Source organism: Leucobacter sp. UCMA 4100 (assembly GCF_027853335.1).
GTDB lineage: Bacteria > Actinomycetota > Actinomycetes > Actinomycetales > Microbacteriaceae > Leucobacter_A.
Genome location: NZ_JAFEUS010000002.1, coordinates 2695459 through 2710697 on the forward strand (window position 1 = coordinate 2695459; position 15239 = coordinate 2710697).

Below are 15239 nucleotides of genomic sequence, written 5' to 3' on the forward strand. Positions count from 1 at the left end.
TGTATGTTCTCACCAGGCGCATATACTCGATGATGCTAGGAAAAGGGGTGCGATGCGTAACGTTTGGCGAGTTTTTACTCGCGACTTCAAGAGAGTCGCACGCGTACCCAAAGCGTGGATCATTATTGTTGGCGTAATTGTGACTCCGTCGCTCTACGCCTGGTTCAATATCGCCGCGTTTTGGGATCCATACTCAAACACTGAAAATATCGCCGTCGCCGTGGTGAACCTCGATGAGGGGGGCAACCTCGGAGGCGACGGGTGACATCAATATTGGCGAAGAGCTTGAGACACAGCTCCGCGATAACGATGATCTCGGGTGGCAGTTTCTCGGTGAAAAAGAGGCCCTAGAGTCGGTGCGCAAGGGCGACACATACGCCGCGATCATCATTCCGGCCGAGTTCAGCGAAGACTTCGCGGGGCTGGCCGATGGCAAGATCGAACGCCCGACGCTTCAGTACTACGTCAACGAAAAAGAAAACGCGATCGCCCCCAAGATCACCGACGTCGGCGCATCAACGCTCGACGCCCAGGTGAATAGCGCGTTTATCTCTGAGGTTGCCAAAGCCGTCACCGAGGCGCTCAAGGGTGCTGGCGAAGACCTCACCGACAAGCTCACGAGCTCGCAGCAGGGCACAAGCGACGCGCTTCGCGAAACGGCCGACAAGGTCGATGAGACGCGCGAACGCATCGCCTCGCTGCAGGGCACGATGGACGGTTTCTCTGGCAAGATCGCCACGGCCCAGCGCACGATCGATTCGATCGATGCGACGCTTGGCGACCTGAAGAGCGCCGTTGCCCAAATCCAGACGCTCTCGGTCGAACTGCAGAGCGAGGTCGTGAAGTTCACCGACACGGTGCTGAACGCCTACGTGACCGCAACGGGCCGTATTGCCGACGCGTCGTCGAAGGTGAACGATACGGTCGTGAAGCTCACGACGAGCGTGCATCAGGCAAACGGCGAGGTCACGACCGCGATCGACACCGTCGAAGCAAGCGTGGCGGCCCATGGAGCGGTGCTCCGCGACCTGCAGAGCATGCTCGAAGACGCCGACCCGGCCTCAGACCTCGCCGACAAGCTTTCGAAGGCGATTGCTTCGGTCGAGGCGAGTAACGCAGCGCATCAAGACATGCTGAAGAGCCTGAAGAGTTTGAACGGTGACCTCGATTCAACGATGGCCGCGACACAGGCGACGGCCGATTCGTTGAACGACGCCGTGCAACAGGCAGCCTCATCGTCGGCAAAGACCCGCGATAGTCTCGCGCAGGTGGTGCCAGACTTGAACCGTGCAATCTCACTGCTGGGTTCGAGCGCCGAGGCCTTCTCAGCCACGATCGACGGCCAGCGCACGCAGCTCGTGCAGGTCTCGAATTTGCTCGACAACTTCGAGACGCAGCTGGGCGGCACGAATGATGCCCTCGCAGCGCTCGACAAGAACCTTGCGGCGACCCAGAAAAGCCTCGAGACGATTCGCACTGATGTGCTCGCACTCAGCAGCGCCGACACCTGGAACAAGCTGCAAACCCTCACGGGGCTGAATGCCGAGCGCATCGCGCACTTCATGGCGTCGCCAGTCGAGGTCAACGAGCACGTCCTCTTTCCCGTCGAAGCATACGGCGACGCTATGGCGCCGCTCTTCATGAACCTCTCGTTGTGGATCGGGGCCTTCGTGCTCATGGTTATTTTCAGGCTTGAGGTTGACCGCGATGAGGTGGGCGATATTACCGTGCGCGAAGCGTACGTTGGCCGCTGGCTGTTCCTCGCCGTGCTGAGCGTTCTGCAGGCGGTGCTCCTGTGCGTCGGCACGCTCATGCTCGGGGTGCAAACGGTGAACCCTGTCGTGTTCATTACAACGGGTGTGCTTATTGGCCTCGCCTACTTCAGCATCATCTACGCCCTCTCGGTGTCGTTTGGCTACGTGGGCAAGGGTCTCTGCATCATTCTCGTGATCATGCAGATTCCTGGCGCGGCGGGTCTCTACCCGATTGAGATGATGCCCGAGTTCTTCAAGATGTTGAACCCGTATCTGCCGTTCACCTATGGCATCGATGCGATTCGTGAAACCGTGAGCGGTTTCTACGGCGGCGAGTACTGGCGCTGCATGGGCATTCTCGCGATCTTCTTCGCGCTTGCTGGGGTGCTCGGGCTTGTCTTGCGTCAGTACCTCGGCCACTTCACCCTCTTCTTCAACCGCAATATCGCTGCGACGCACCTGCTCGTGAGCGAAGACGTACAGGTAGTCGGCAGCCGCTACCGCTTCGGGCGGGTGATTCAGGCCCTCTCGAACCAAGAAGGCTACCGACGAGAGGTTGTTCCCAAAGCTCTCAACTTCTTGCGACGCTACCCAATGATTGTGCGCGTGGTCATTAGCGCTGGTATCGCGATTCTCGTGCTGCTCGGCTTTGCTGCGTGGCTAAACCCCGACAACGCAGCGACCTACCTTGGCCTCTGGGTTGGCGTGTGCCTGTTCATTATCGCGAGCCTCATCATTCTCGAGTACCTCAGACAGGCGCTTCGCTCGGCGAGCGAGCTTGGCGACATGAGTGAGGCAGAGCTTCGTGAGAAACTCATCCTCTCGGCTCCTATGGGAGCAGGGTGGGGCGGCACGCTGCCAGATGCTGAACCGACCGCAACGGCGGTGTTGCCGAAGCAAGATATCGCAGAGACCACCGTCGCCGATGAAGCTTACCCAGACGGGCTTGCAGTACTTGAAGCGATGCTCGAACGTGAGCATGAGCGAGTAGAACGTGAGCGTGAGCACGACGATCATGACCGGGGTGAGCGAGAATGAAAAATATCGCACAGGTTTTTCTGCAAGATATGCGACGTGTTTCGCAGAACATGACGGCCATGATCGTCGTGTTCGGCCTCATCGTCATTCCCTCGCTCTTCACCTGGTTCAACGTGATTGCGAGCTGGAACCCGTTCGAGAACACGAAGGGGCTCACGGTCGCCGTTGCGAACTCTGACGAGGGGCACGAGAGCGAGCTCTTTCCGTTGCGCATCAATGTGGGTGAGCAGGTGCTCTCAGCGCTGCGTGCCAACGATGACCTCGACTGGGTGGTAACCACCGAGGAAGAGGCTATTGAGGGCACGCAGACCGGCGAGTACTACGCCGCGATCGTGATGCCGAAAGACTTCAGCACGCGCATGCTTTCGTTCTATGCCCACGGCAGCGAGCGAACCGAGATCGAGTACTACACGAACGAGAAGAAGAACGCGCTCGCGCCGAAGATCACCGAGCAGGGGGCTGGAACGGTCTCGCGACAAATCAACGAGGCCTTTACGAAGACCCTCAACGAGGTCGGACTCACCGTCATCAACTCGCTCTCGTCGTACATCGACGACGCCGACACGCAAATTGCCCTGTCGAAAATGCAGGCCCACGTGGGTGAAATCTCGGCGCAACTCAAAGCCGGGGCAGAGACCGCGCAGATGTTCAGCACCCTCATTGGTGCAAGCACATCGCTCGTGACGAGTGCTTCAGACATTGCCGAGGCCGCCGGCTCGTCGTTGCGTGAGGTTGCCGATGCCTCAGGCACCGCGGTGCAGGGCGCAAACGAACTCAAGAACACGGTTGACGTGGCGCTCTCGGCGCTGGGTCAGGCCTTTAGCTCGAGCGCCGAGAGCTACGGGGCGGTCGCCGACAAGCTCAATACGCTGTACGGCGCCGCCGATCAGCAGGCTGGCAGCCTCGCATCAACGACGACCGCGGCAGCGAAGAGCATCGACACGCACATCGCGAACTTTAGGTCGGTGCGCAACGAACTCGTGAACACCGTTGGGCCGATCTTGCCGCCCGAGAGCAAGCCTGGCTTTGACGCGGTCGTCAAGAGTATGGACCGTGCGATTGATCGGCAGCAGGCGGCGAGCGACCGCTTGCACGCTGCTGCGAAGAGCATCACTGACTCGCGGGCCTCACAGCAGCAGACGAAGCAGGACATTCTTGCCCTTGTGAATGAGGCGAAGGGCGCTGTGCAAGACGCGGCAGACGCCTACTCGAAGAGTCTCGAACCCAAGCTTCAGCAGCTCGCTGCAACCCTCACCGATGTGAAGGCGGGTGTCTCAAGCGTTGGCGCCGACCTTTCAAGCCTCACCAACGGACTCTCTGGCGCTGGCTCGCTCGTCGAAGCGCTCACGAGCGCCGAAGAGACGACGGCCGAGGCGGCTGACGATCTCACCGAGGTAGCCGAGCGCTTCGACAAGCTCTCGAAAGCTCTCGAGAAGAGTCTCGACTCTGGTGACCTCACGGCTATTTCAGACGTCATAGGCGCGAACCCAGAAATGCTCGCTGCCGTGCTCTCAGAACCGGCAAGCTTCAACCGCATTCCGGTGTTCGAGGTTTCGAGCTTTGGTACGGCGATGGCTCCGCTCTACACGGTGCTCGCACTATGGGTCGGTGCGTTGCTCGCCGCCGTATCGATTCGCGTCGGGGTTTCGCGCCACGGCATGGAGCTCGAAACGCCGCTGACGCCAACGCAAACGTACATTGGCCGCTACGGCATCTTTGCACTCGTCGGCCTCTTCCAGAGCACCGTCCTGTGCCTTGGTCTCATGCTCTTTGTGCAGGTGCAGCCAGCCCATCCGTTCTTACTCGTCTTTGCCGGCTGGGTGATCTCAACGGTCTTCACCATGCTCATTTACACGCTCGTTGTCGCCTTCGGCAACGCCGGCAAGGCGATCGCGGTGCTCTTGCTCGTGATTCAGATCTCGAGTTCAGGCGGCGCATACCCGCTGCAGCTGCTCCCTCAGTGGTTCCAGAACATCAGCCCATTCCTGCCGGCAACCCACGCGGTGAGTGCGCTGCGCTCGGCGCTCGCTGGCACCTATCAGGGCGATTTCTGGATCTCGATCGGTTCGCTCGCGCTCTTCCTCGTGCCCACGCTCTTGCTCGGGCTCGTACTGCGCAGGCCGCTCATGAAGGGCAACCAGAAGCTCATCGAGGCGATCGAGTCGACCAGGCTTATGTAGTGGGCTTGCCGACTCGCGAGAGCAGTTGGTCGACCACGACGTACACGTAGCCGAAGCCAATGAGCGCGACGCTGAGGGCAATGATCCACAGCGCAACGCCGCCGACGCCGAGTTCGGCGACGTTCATGAACGGGTATGGGTAGGTCTGGCCGGGGTTGAACTCGACCCCGGCTGCCCCCGCAGTAAAGGCAAAAACGAGGTACGCATAAGGAATGAGCGCCCAGAGGGGCGGCTCGATCCAGCGAAACGATCCCTTCGGCACGAAGAGTAGCCAGTCAACGATCACGAGGCACGGGGTGATGATGTGCACGAGGTTGTCGGTGAGTGAGAAAACCTCGTAGTCGCCTGCCTGCTCGAAGGTCGTGGGAACGAGCACGACGAGATAAATGAGCATCGTCACTGTGATGGCCATCATGATAGCCCCGCTCACGCGAGCTGAGGGCGTCGAGGTGCCGTGTGCTCCAGAAGTGGCGAGGTCGCGAAGGGTCACGACGATGAGGGCTGCGACCCACAGTAGGCACAGGATGTTGCTCTGCACCGTGAAAAAGAGCAGGCTGTCCCACGAGGGTGATCCGCTGAAAAGCCCGGTGATGCGCGCGATACCCATCGCGATCGCGATAATCGCCCCGGCCCGGTACGCGAGGGCGAGCCAACGGTGAGCGATTGCTCCACGCTCGACGAACCTTCCTGAGGTTTCGGCTGCCCTGGTGGGCAAGTGGTGAGCGGTGGCCTGAGTCTCGTTTCGCTGCGTCACGTGCATACCCCTCACTGTATCGCGTTGCTGCGCTTACTCTGCGCTCGTGAGGTCCCTCAGCGCGGCGCCGAGCTCGCGAACGCCCTCGGCGATTTGCGCTGGTGTTGCCGCGCCGAACGAGAGCCGTATGAATGGTGCCGGGGGTTCGTTCACGAAGAAATGTCTGCCGTCGCCCACGAGGAGTCCAGCGCGATACGCGGCATCGGTGAGCTGCGAGGTGTTGGTGCCGCTCGGCAATTTCGCCCAGAGGTGCAAACCGCCAGTGGGTCTCGTGGTGACCGTGGCCTCGGGAAGCGAAGTCTCGAGGCTTGCGAGCAGTGCATTGCGTCGTTCGGTGAGCGCGGTGCGCAAGCGCCCCAGGTGTCTCGGCCAGGCTTGCGAGGTGAGCAGTGCCACACCGATCTCTTGGGTGAGGGGAGAGACGCACAGGTCGTCGGCGGTGCGCGATGCTCGAAGACGCTCGCCAGCGGGCCCGCGTGCGATGATCGCTCCGAGCCGCAGGCCTGGCGAAGCGGGTTTTGAAAAGGTCGTCACCGTGACGACATGGCCGTGCGGATCGTCGCCAAAGAGTGGCGGCGGAGGCTGCTGCGCGAACGCAAGATGTCTCGCCCAGTCGTCTTCGATGATGAACGCGCCGTGTGCTGCAGCGAGCTCGATGACGGCTGCCCGACGCGATGGGCTGAGCACGGCTCCGGTTGGGTTCGCGAAGCTTGGCTGGAGATAGATGATGCGGGCCTTGGTGCGCTCGAGTTCTCCCGCGAGTCGCTCGACGATGATCCCGTCGGCGTCGGCCGGAACAGACGCGATCGAGAGCCCTGCGCTCTGGGCTGCGAGAATTGCGCCGGGGTAGCTGGGGCTCTCGGTAATGACCGTTGCGCCGGGTTCGGCGAGGGTGCGCATCGCGAACACGAGTCCCTGTTGGCCGCCAGAGACGACGAGCACATCGGCGGGGTCGGCTCGATACTCTGCTGCGATGACGCGGCGGAGTTCTGGCGAGCCCGCAGGGGCCGTCATGCTCCAGGAGCGAGGGTTCCTTGCGGCTCTTGAGGTGATGCGTTGCAGGTCTTCTTGCGGGAGGATATCGCCCGAAAGGTAGCCCCACGAGAGGGGTAGATGCTCGCCCGAACCGTAGCTGCCGAGCCGGCTTGCCCGGTCGGCATCGACACGCGCTGGCCCGAGCGTTTGTGACTGCCAGGAGTAGTCGGGCTCACTCGTGCGTTTGGGGCCTGACGCGAAGGTGCCACGGCCCGGCTCAGTGCGCACGAGCCCGTGGGCCGCGAGCCGCGCGAGCGCGTCAGAAACCGTCGCCGCACTTGCCTGAAACCGCTTTGAGAGTTCGCGCACTCCGGGAAGTCTCTCACCAGTGCGCATACGAGCGACCTCATAGGCGAGAGTCGCGGCGATTGCGTCTGCTCTGTTATCGTGGATCATGAAGCTATTAGATAACGTTACTCTCAATTTTGCAAGAGCGTTACTGGGTGCTCTTCGGTGAGGGAGTGTGTTCAGGGCCGTGCCCCGCCATCGCTCGGCGCACTGGCGCGTCGCCCGAGAGGCGAGCACAATTGAACGTACCCACAGAAAGAAACCCATGACTGAACAGAACACCCTCACCGTACGCCCACTCGAAATGGCCGACGAAGCCCGCTGGCGTGAACTCTTTCGCGCATACCGCGAGTTCTACGAGCTCGAACCCTCGGAAGCCGTCGTCTCGACCGCTTGGGGGTGGATGATGGACCCGACGCACGAGTGCAAGGCGCTCGTCGCCGAGCAGCAGGGAACACTCCTTGGCATCGCGCACCATCGCCGAGTCTCATCGCCCTATACGGCGACCACGAGCATCTTCCTTGACGACCTCTTCACCGACCCTGCCGCGCGTGGTCGCGGTGTCGGGCGCGCACTCATCGAACGGCTCCAGGCCATGGCCGCAGCCGAGGGGCGTTCGGGAGTCGAGTGGGTCACCGCCGACGACAACCTCCAGGCCCAGGCCCTCTACAACACGCTCGCGACGCGGGCGAGGTGGGTGACCTACGAGGCTGATCCGCTGCCATCGGCATAACCTGAGACGCGCGGTTGCTCGCAGAACGTTCGCCGGCAACCGCGCGACAAGTTACGACTTCACGAGCCGCGCGATGGCGTCAGAGGCCTCTTTGAGCTTTGCCTCGGCTTCGGGGCCGCCCTGTTTCGCGGCGTCGACGACGCAGTGGCCGAGGTGGTCACTGAGCAGGCCCAAGGCGACGTTTTCGAGGGCCGAGGTGATCGCGCTGATTTGCGTGAGAATGTCGATACAGTAGGCCTCTTCATCGACCATGCGGTGCACGCCGCGTGCCTGCCCCTCGATGCGCTTGAGGCGCGCGAGGTAGCGGTCTTTATCGCTGATGTAGCCGTGGTGTGCGTGCTCGTGCTGAGGTTCGGCGGTCATGATGCGGCTCCTGATCGTGCTGGGGTAGGTGGCGGGCTCTGAATGGCAGGGCCTTCGAGAATGCGGGCGATGCTCTGTTCTGGTGCGAGGTCGAGGCGCCGCAGCAACTGCGCATTGGCGGCGACCACAATTGTAGACGCTGACATGAGTATTGCGCCGACGCTCATCGGCAACACGAAGCCGATGGGAGCGAGCACGCCCGCAGCGAGTGGGACCGAGAGAAGGTTATACCCTGCCGCCCACCAGAGGTTCTGCGTCATCTTTCGGTACGTCGCGCGCGAGAGCTCGATGATCGACAGTATTGATCGCGGGTCAGATGAGGCGAGGATCACGCCAGCCGATCCAATGGCCACGTCGGTTCCCGCGCCAATCGCGATGCCAACGTCGGCCTGCGCGAGAGCCGGGGCATCGTTCACGCCGTCGCCGACCATGGCGACCCGACGCCCCTCGGCTTGGAGCTCGGCGACCTTCGCGGCCTTGTCTTCGGGGCGCACGCCTGCGTAGACCCGGTCGACACCGAGTGCTTCGGCGACGGTCTCGGCGATCGCCTGAGCGTCGCCCGTGATCATGACGACCTGCACGCCTGAACGGTGCAGTGCTCTGACCGTATCGAATGACTCTGGCCTGATCTCGTCGGCGAGCCGAAGGGCTCCAATGACGGCCCCGTCTTCTAGTACATGCAGAATGATCGCGCCCTCCGCTCGCCACTCGTCAGCGACGGGTAGCTCGCTCGCCGAGTGTTGCTCGAGCAGGTAGGGGCCTCCGACCTCGATCGTGGCTGCGCCGACCCGCGCGCGAACTCCGACGGCGGGCGACGACGAGAAGTTGCTCGCGCCGCTCACGCTGAGCCCCTTCGCTTCGGCTGCGCCGACGATGGCTCGAGCTAAGGGGTGCTCGCTACGGTGTTCTGCCGCCGCGGCGAGCTCGAGCACGCGTTGCTCAGTGAAACCGCGGGCGGGTTCGACGGCGGTGACGGTTGGCTCGCCCTTCGTGAGCGTTCCGGTCTTGTCGAAGAGCACGGTGTCGACCTGGCGCATCGACTCGAGCGCGAGGCGATCTTTCACGAGCACCCCGGCGCGAGCCGCGCGTTCGGTTGCGATCGAGACGACGAGTGGAATCGCGAGGCCGAGCGCGTGAGGGCAGGCAATGACGAGCACCGTGATGGTGCGCACCACGGCTGCGTCGGGCAACCCAACGAGGGACCAGGCGACCGCCGTGATAACCGCAGCACCGAGCGCGAACCAGAAGAGCCAGCCAGCAGCGGTGTCGGCAATGCGTTGGGCACGAGAAGACGAGGCCTGGGCGCTGGCAACGAGTTGCTGAATTCCCGCGAGCGCCGTGTCGTCGCCCGTCGCGGTCACCTCGACCCGAAGCCCCGAGTCGGTCGCGATTGTTCCCGCGACAACGTGCTGGCCGGCATCGCGGCGCACCGTCTGCGACTCGCCCGTGATCATCGACTCGTCCATGCTCGCAGAGCCATCAACGATGCGGCCGTCGGCTGGCACGGCTGCTCCTGGGCGCACCACAACCGTGTCGCCGACAGAGAGGTCGGTCGGCGAGACCGTGATGATCTGGTCGCCCACGATCTTTTCGGCCTCGTCGGGCAGTAGGGCCGCAAGTGAATCGAGTGCAGAGGTGGTTTGGGCGAGCGAGCGCATCTCGATCCAGTGCCCGAGCAGCATAATGACGACGAGCAGGGCGAGTTCCCACCAGAAGTCGAGCTCGTGGCTCAAGAGGTCGAGGCTTGCGCCCCATGATGAGAGAAACGCGACGGTGATGGCGAGGCTGATGAGGAGCATCATGCCTGGTTTGCGGTCTCGCAGCTCTCCTGCGGCGCCCCTCAGGAATGGCCAACCGCCAAGGGCGTACATGAGGGTGCCGATGATTGGCGAGACCCATGCAACCCAGGACGCAGAGGGGAGCGTATAGCCGAGCAGGCTCGCAAACATGGCGTTGTAGCTCACGACGGGAACGGCCAGTACGAGCATGACCCAGAAGAGTCGTCTGAACTGGCCGGCGTGGTCGGCGTGGCCGCCATGGCCATCGTGATCGCTGTGGTTTGCGTGCGGATCGAGCCCGGCTGGCGCTTCGTGGCCATGGTGATCACCCATCGCTGCCGGATGGGCCTCGGGATCGTGATGATGGTGATTGCTCTGCATGTGTTCACCATATACCCCCGCGGGGTATATTTCTAGGGTGGGGTGTGAATGTCTTTGGCGGTCGGCACGGGGCAGTGCTGTGAAGCGCATTGTGTGAAATTGCCATTGACGGGAATACCCCAAATGGGTATATCGTTACAGGTGAACATACCCCCTCGGGGTATCTGATGAGAGGATAAAGACTATGACAACGACCGAGTACACCGTCACCGGAATGACCTGTGGACACTGCGAGATGTCGGTTCGCGAAGAGGTCTCAGAGATCGCAGGCGTTGAGAGCGTGCAGGTAAGCCATACCGACGGCAAGCTGATTGTGAACGCAACGACTGATGTGAGTGATGATCAGGTCTTTGCCGCCGTCACCGAAGCCGGATACTCGGCTGTGAGGGCCTAATGCGAGCCGGCACGAAGCTCGCCTTTTACGGGGCGGGGCTCATCGTCGCCTTCGCGGCCGCATACGGGCTCGCGGGCGTGCTCGTGCCTGACTCGGTGGTTCATGACTGGAACGAGCGGGCTGCAACCACCGAACACCACGGCGAACATCACTAACACCACCCACGGTATGCCCCAGCGCTGACGTTAGGCAGCGACGCAGGGGTTGAGAGGAAGACATCATGACCGCACCGGCAGAGGCCGCAGGCGTCACCGGTTTCGAGCTTGAGATCGGTGGCATGACGTGCGCATCGTGCGCAAATCGCATCGAGCGTAAACTCAACAAGCTCGATGGCGTTGAAGCCACTGTGAACTATGCGACCGAGAAAGCACGGGTCACGGTTCCGGCGGGTTATGACCCGGGGCTGCTCGTTGCCGAGGTTGAAAAAACAGGCTATACCGCGGCGCTTCCCAAGCCCCCGAAGGCGCCAGGTGCGAGCTCGGCTGATGACGGCGAGACAGCCGACGACCGCGAGCTCATCGCGCTGAGGCACCGGTTGATTGGGTCGGTCTGGCTCACGGTTCCCGTCATCGCGATGGCCATGGTTCCCGCTCTGCAGTTCACGTATTGGCAGTGGGCATCACTCGCACTCGCTGCTCCCGTCATCGTGTGGGCTGCTTGGCCGTTTCACAAGGCCGCCTGGGTCAACCTCAAGCACGGCACCGCGACCATGGACACGCTCATCTCTATGGGAACGAGCGCCGCATTTCTTTGGTCTCTCTACGCGCTCTTCTTCGGCACTGCGGGCGAGCCCGGGCTGACGCACGCCTTCGAGTTCACGATCGCGCCCTCCGACGGGGCATCGAATATCTACCTCGAGGTTGGTGCTGGCGTCACCATGTTCATTCTCGCGGGCCGCTATTTCGAAAAACGCTCGAAACGTCAGGCCGGGGCAGCGTTACGCGCCCTGCTCGAGTTGGGGGCGAAAGAGGTGGCGGTGATCCGCAACGGGGCAGAAGTGCTCATTGCGACCGCCGAGCTACAGGTCGGCGACGAGTTCGTCGTGCGGCCGGGCGAGAAGATTGCAACCGATGGTCTCGTTGTTTCGGGAAGCTCGGCCGTTGACGAGTCGATGCTCACGGGTGAATCAGTGCCCGTCGAAGTTGTCGAGGGCGACGCCGTCACTGGTGCCACCGTGAACGCAGGGGGCCGTCTCATCGTGCGCGCCACGCGTGTGGGAGAAGACACCCAGCTCGCGCAGATGGCGAAGCTCGTCGAAGACGCACAAACGGGCAAGGCAGAGGTGCAACGCCTTGCCGACCGTATCTCGGGCATTTTCGTGCCCATCGTCATCATGGTCGCGGTCGTCACCCTCGGCGCGTGGCTCGGGGCAGGTTTTCCCGTCTCAGCCGCCTTCACTGCGGCGGTCGCGGTGCTCGTCATTGCGTGCCCCTGTGCTCTCGGCCTCGCGACACCCACTGCGCTGCTCGTGGGTACCGGACGCGGCGCACAGATGGGCATTCTCATCAAGGGGCCCGAGGTGCTCGAGTCGACTCGCAAGGTTGACACCATTGTGCTCGACAAGACCGGCACCGTGACGACGGGCAAAATGTCGCTCGTCGACGTCATCACCGAGCCCGGCACCGAGCGTTCGCAGCTCTTGCAGCTCGCGGGAGCGATTGAAAACGCCTCAGAACACCCGATCGCGCAGGCCATTGCCACAGCGGCGACGGCCGAGGTTGGTGCGTTGCCCACGCCCGAAGATTTTGCGAACATCGTCGGGAAGGGCGTGCAGGGTGTCGTCTCAGGACACTCGATTGTTGTTGGCCGCGAAACGCTGCTCGCAGACTGGGCACAACACCTCACCCCCGAGGTCGCGGCAGCGAAAGCAAAGGCCGAGAGCGAGGGAAAGACCGCGGTCGCGGTTGGCTGGGATGGCGAGGCGCGAGGCGTGCTCGTGGTTGCCGACACGGTCAAGCCAACGAGTGCGGCCGCGATCGCAAAACTCCGCGAGATCGGTCTCACCCCGATGCTGCTTACGGGCGACAACGAGGCTGTCGCACGTCACATCGCTCACGAGGTGGGCATCGACGAGGTAATCGCTGAGGTATTGCCAAGCGAAAAGGTCGACGTTGTGACGCGGCTGCAGTCAGAGGGCAAGATCGTGGCGATGGTGGGCGACGGCGTGAACGACGCCCCGGCTCTCGCTCAGGCCGATCTTGGCCTTGCGATGGGGACCGGAACCGACGTCGCGATCGAGGCCTCTGACATCACCCTCGTGAGGGGCGACCTCATGGGGGCCGTCGATGCGATTCGGCTCTCACGTAAAACGCTCAGCACCATCAAGACGAACCTGTTCTGGGCCTTCGCCTACAACACCGCAGCGATTCCTGTCGCCGCGCTCGGCATGCTGAACCCCATGCTCGCCGGTGCCGCGATGGCCTTCTCCAGCGTGTTCGTCGTTGGCAACAGCCTGCGGTTGCGCGGTTTCAAGAGCGTTACTCCCTAAGCGCGCTGTGCACGAGCCGCCCGAGGCTCTCGATCCCGTCTCGCGAGAGGATCGACTCAAGGTGCCCCTGCACCGAGGCAAAGCCAGGACCCCGCAACGCGTGCACATCGCCGGTTGCGGGGTCGCTCGCGACCTCGGGCCCGCCGAGCGGTACTCCGCCCGCCGCGATGCGTGCCGTAAACGTGTTGTAAAAACCGATTGTCGCGGGCTTCCCGAAAAGATCTACCGTGAGCTGCACGCCCTGCCTCGGCTCGGGGAGTCGAGCGAGTGCAAAGCCGTTGAGGTGCGCAAGAATCTGGTGGCTGAGGCACACTGCAAGTAGCGGCAGCCCGGCCTCGACGCGAGCCGCGATGATTGCGTGCATGCGGGCGATGCGGGGGTCGGTCACGTCGAGCGGATCGCCGGGCCCAGGGCCCGCAACCACGAGGTCGGCTCCAAGCGATCCGGTGCTCACGTCGCTCCACGGGACGACGGTTACCGTGAAGCCGAGGTGGCGTAGTTGGTGTGCGAGCATGGTCGTGAAACGATCTTCGGCGTCGACCACCACGGCGGTCATGCCCACGTATGGTGCGTTTGGGGCGACGCTCTGCGGGTTGAGCCAGAACGGGGTGAGTCGCTCGTTGCGGGCGTGCAGCAGCGCTTGCTCGTCAGCGGTGCTGAGGCGTGGCTCGTGATCGTCATGTGCTTGGCCGTGGTGCTCGGGCGTGCCAGCGGCACGGCGACCGGCATCGCCGAGCACCCCGAGCGCCCGCAAGACCCCTGCGGCCTTGCCGTGTGTCTCGCTCACCTCGCCAGCTGGATCAGAGTGTCGCACGAGCGTTGCCCCGACCGGTACCCGAACCGTGCCGTCAGCGAAGTACGCGGTTCGAATGAGAATGGGGGCGTCAAGGTCGTGCCCGCTCCCACCTGCCGCGGGCGTGAACAGCGCGGCGATTCCCGAATAGTAGCCTCGGGGGCGTGCCTCGTGCTTGGCGATGATTGAGCACGCGTTTTGCATCGGTGAGCCGGTCACGGTCGGGGCGAACATGGTGGCGCGAACGATGTCTCGCGGATCGAGTGAACTCGTGCCCCGCAGTCGGTACTCGGTATGGGTGAGCTGCGACATGCGTTTGAGTGAGGGGCCCGTTACCTGGCCGCCAGACGAGCACACCTCAGCCATCATCTTGAGCTCTTCATCGACGACCATGAAAAGTTCTTCGGTCTCTTTCGTGTTGTCGAGAAAAGCGGTGAGCGCTTGTGCCGTGGGGCCAGAGGTGCCGTGCCTCAGGGTTCCCGAGATGGGGTTCATTGTCACCGTTCCGTCGTGCACGGTCACATGAGCCTCGGGGCTCGCGCCAACGGCCAAGAGATCGGGGGTGACGATCATGAAGGTCCAGTACGCGCCGCGTTCCTGGGTGATGAGCGACGCGAAAGCGTTGCGAGCGGCCGCGAAATCGCCACCCTTTACCGTGCCGACGTAGTCGCGGCGTATGACGAAGTTCGCGCCTTGGCCGCTACCGATCTCGTCGGTGATGACCCGGCGAACCGTCTCGGCGTATTGCTCGTCGCTCTGATCGAAGGCGCCGCCCTCGATGGTCGTTGGGGTTTCCGTCTGTGCGTGGGCATCAAGAAATGCTTGTGTGGTGACGGTGCTGCGGTCGGTGACGACGAGGCAGCGCAGCGGAGCGCCGTCGTCGATGCACTCGAAGCCACGTTCTGTCACCTGGCGGTATGGCACGAGGCTGAGGACCTCTTGTGGGCGGCCATCGGCGGTGTTGAGTGGAATCTCTGCGATGGTCGCCACGTCTTCAAGCGTTCCCTGGAGCACCTCGATGGAGCCTGGCGTACGGCTGAGAAGCGCATACGAGTGTTGCTGGGCGAGCAGTTCGGTGAGCGTAAGGGCCATGATGTTCTCTCTCTTGGCGAAGAGACGGCCCATGCTCTGGCGCAAAGAAAAAGACCGTCTCGTGCGACGGTCTGTGAAGGGTTTGCAAACACACCGCCTAGAAGGCGGGCCACCAGAAACGGATTGCAAACATAGCGGTAATCGTAGCAGGCAAAACCCCGGCAGCGC

12 protein-coding genes are annotated in these 15239 nt (G+C 62.7%); 7 read left to right on the top strand and 5 right to left on the bottom strand.

Features of this window, described 5'->3' with window-relative positions:
* Positions 1–52: 52 nt before the first annotated feature.
* From JSO19_RS12525 to JSO19_RS12535, 3 genes are read left to right on the top strand one after another with little or no spacing between them, the layout of a single operon-like run.
* The gene (locus JSO19_RS12525) at positions 53–265 is read left to right on the top strand and encodes a YhgE/Pip domain-containing protein (RefSeq protein ID WP_270911986.1); all 213 of its coding nucleotides are present in this window, start codon (positions 53–55) and stop codon (positions 263–265) included.
* The gene (locus tag JSO19_RS12530) at positions 234–2792 is read left to right on the top strand and encodes a YhgE/Pip domain-containing protein (RefSeq protein WP_270911987.1); all 2559 of its coding nucleotides are present in this window, start codon (positions 234–236) and stop codon (positions 2790–2792) included. Before JSO19_RS12525 ends, JSO19_RS12530 begins: the two co-directional genes overlap by 32 nt.
* The gene (locus tag JSO19_RS12535) at positions 2789–4972 is read left to right on the top strand and encodes a YhgE/Pip domain-containing protein (protein ID WP_270911988.1); all 2184 of its coding nucleotides are present in this window, start codon (positions 2789–2791) and stop codon (positions 4970–4972) included. The genes JSO19_RS12530 and JSO19_RS12535 overlap by 4 nt, the downstream gene beginning before the upstream one ends.
* On the opposite strand, the gene JSO19_RS12540 is transcribed toward JSO19_RS12535, so the two are convergent.
* Both JSO19_RS12540 and JSO19_RS12545 read right to left on the bottom strand, forming a co-directional pair.
* The gene (locus JSO19_RS12540) at positions 4965–5732 is read right to left on the bottom strand and encodes a Pr6Pr family membrane protein (protein ID WP_270911989.1); all 768 of its coding nucleotides are present in this window, start codon (positions 5730–5732) and stop codon (positions 4965–4967) included. The genes JSO19_RS12535 and JSO19_RS12540 overlap by 8 nt on opposite strands.
* A gap of 27 nt (positions 5733–5759) precedes the next feature.
* Positions 5760–7157 (bottom strand): aminotransferase-like domain-containing protein, encoded by a 1398-nt coding sequence (locus JSO19_RS12545; RefSeq protein WP_270911990.1) that lies wholly within the window; start codon positions 7155–7157, stop codon positions 5760–5762.
* 157 nt (positions 7158–7314) lie between these two features.
* Between JSO19_RS12545 and JSO19_RS12550 the strand changes: the two genes are divergently transcribed.
* The gene (locus JSO19_RS12550; RefSeq protein WP_270911991.1) at positions 7315–7782 is read left to right on the top strand and encodes a GNAT family N-acetyltransferase; all 468 of its coding nucleotides are present in this window, start codon (positions 7315–7317) and stop codon (positions 7780–7782) included.
* A gap of 51 nt (positions 7783–7833) precedes the next feature.
* On the opposite strand, the gene JSO19_RS12555 is transcribed toward JSO19_RS12550, so the two are convergent.
* Positions 7834–8145, bottom strand: a complete 312-nt coding sequence (locus JSO19_RS12555; RefSeq protein WP_270911992.1) for a metal-sensitive transcriptional regulator — start codon at positions 8143–8145, stop codon at positions 7834–7836.
* Positions 8142–10304: a heavy metal translocating P-type ATPase gene (locus JSO19_RS12560; protein WP_442915697.1), complete on the bottom strand. Its 2163-nt coding sequence runs from the start codon at positions 10302–10304 to the stop codon at positions 8142–8144. The genes JSO19_RS12555 and JSO19_RS12560 overlap by 4 nt, the downstream gene beginning before the upstream one ends.
* Positions 10305–10488: 184 nt before the next feature.
* Between JSO19_RS12560 and JSO19_RS12565 the strand changes: the two genes are divergently transcribed.
* From JSO19_RS12565 to JSO19_RS12575, 3 genes are all read left to right on the top strand, one after another.
* The gene (locus JSO19_RS12565) at positions 10489–10698 is read left to right on the top strand and encodes a heavy-metal-associated domain-containing protein (RefSeq protein WP_270911993.1); all 210 of its coding nucleotides are present in this window, start codon (positions 10489–10491) and stop codon (positions 10696–10698) included.
* Positions 10698–10853: a hypothetical protein gene (locus JSO19_RS12570; RefSeq protein WP_270911994.1), complete on the top strand. Its 156-nt coding sequence runs from the start codon at positions 10698–10700 to the stop codon at positions 10851–10853. Before JSO19_RS12565 ends, JSO19_RS12570 begins: the two co-directional genes overlap by 1 nt.
* A 65-nt stretch (positions 10854–10918) precedes the next feature.
* Entirely contained in the window at positions 10919–13186 is a 2268-nt protein-coding gene (locus JSO19_RS12575) for a heavy metal translocating P-type ATPase (protein WP_270911995.1), read from the top strand.
* Here the strand turns inward: JSO19_RS12575 and JSO19_RS12580 are convergent.
* Positions 13176–15071 carry an anthranilate synthase family protein gene (locus tag JSO19_RS12580; protein ID WP_270911996.1) on the bottom strand — a complete coding sequence of 632 codons (1896 nt, stop codon included), beginning with the start codon at positions 15069–15071 and terminating at the stop codon, positions 13176–13178. The genes JSO19_RS12575 and JSO19_RS12580 overlap by 11 nt on opposite strands.
* Positions 15072–15239: the final 168 nt, after the last annotated feature.

Coding starts and splice junctions, on each gene's coding strand:
- JSO19_RS12530 (WP_270911987.1), top strand. CDS start 234: ATGAGGGGGGCAACCTCGGAGGCGACGGGTGACATCAATATTGGCGAA.
- JSO19_RS12580 (WP_270911996.1), bottom strand. CDS start 15,071: ATGGCCCTTACGCTCACCGAACTGCTCGCCCAGCAACACTCGTATGCG.
- JSO19_RS12570 (WP_270911994.1), top strand. CDS start 10,698: ATGCGAGCCGGCACGAAGCTCGCCTTTTACGGGGCGGGGCTCATCGTC.
- JSO19_RS12535 (WP_270911988.1), top strand. CDS start 2,789: ATGAAAAATATCGCACAGGTTTTTCTGCAAGATATGCGACGTGTTTCG.
- JSO19_RS12560 (WP_442915697.1), bottom strand. CDS start 10,304: ATGCAGAGCAATCACCATCATCACGATCCCGAGGCCCATCCGGCAGCG.
- JSO19_RS12540 (WP_270911989.1), bottom strand. CDS start 5,732: ATGCACGTGACGCAGCGAAACGAGACTCAGGCCACCGCTCACCACTTG.
- JSO19_RS12555 (WP_270911992.1), bottom strand. CDS start 8,145: ATGACCGCCGAACCTCAGCACGAGCACGCACACCACGGCTACATCAGC.
- JSO19_RS12545 (WP_270911990.1), bottom strand. CDS start 7,157: ATGATCCACGATAACAGAGCAGACGCAATCGCCGCGACTCTCGCCTAT.
- JSO19_RS12525 (WP_270911986.1), top strand. CDS start 53: ATGCGTAACGTTTGGCGAGTTTTTACTCGCGACTTCAAGAGAGTCGCA.
- JSO19_RS12550 (WP_270911991.1), top strand. CDS start 7,315: ATGACTGAACAGAACACCCTCACCGTACGCCCACTCGAAATGGCCGAC.
- JSO19_RS12565 (WP_270911993.1), top strand. CDS start 10,489: ATGACAACGACCGAGTACACCGTCACCGGAATGACCTGTGGACACTGC.
- JSO19_RS12575 (WP_270911995.1), top strand. CDS start 10,919: ATGACCGCACCGGCAGAGGCCGCAGGCGTCACCGGTTTCGAGCTTGAG.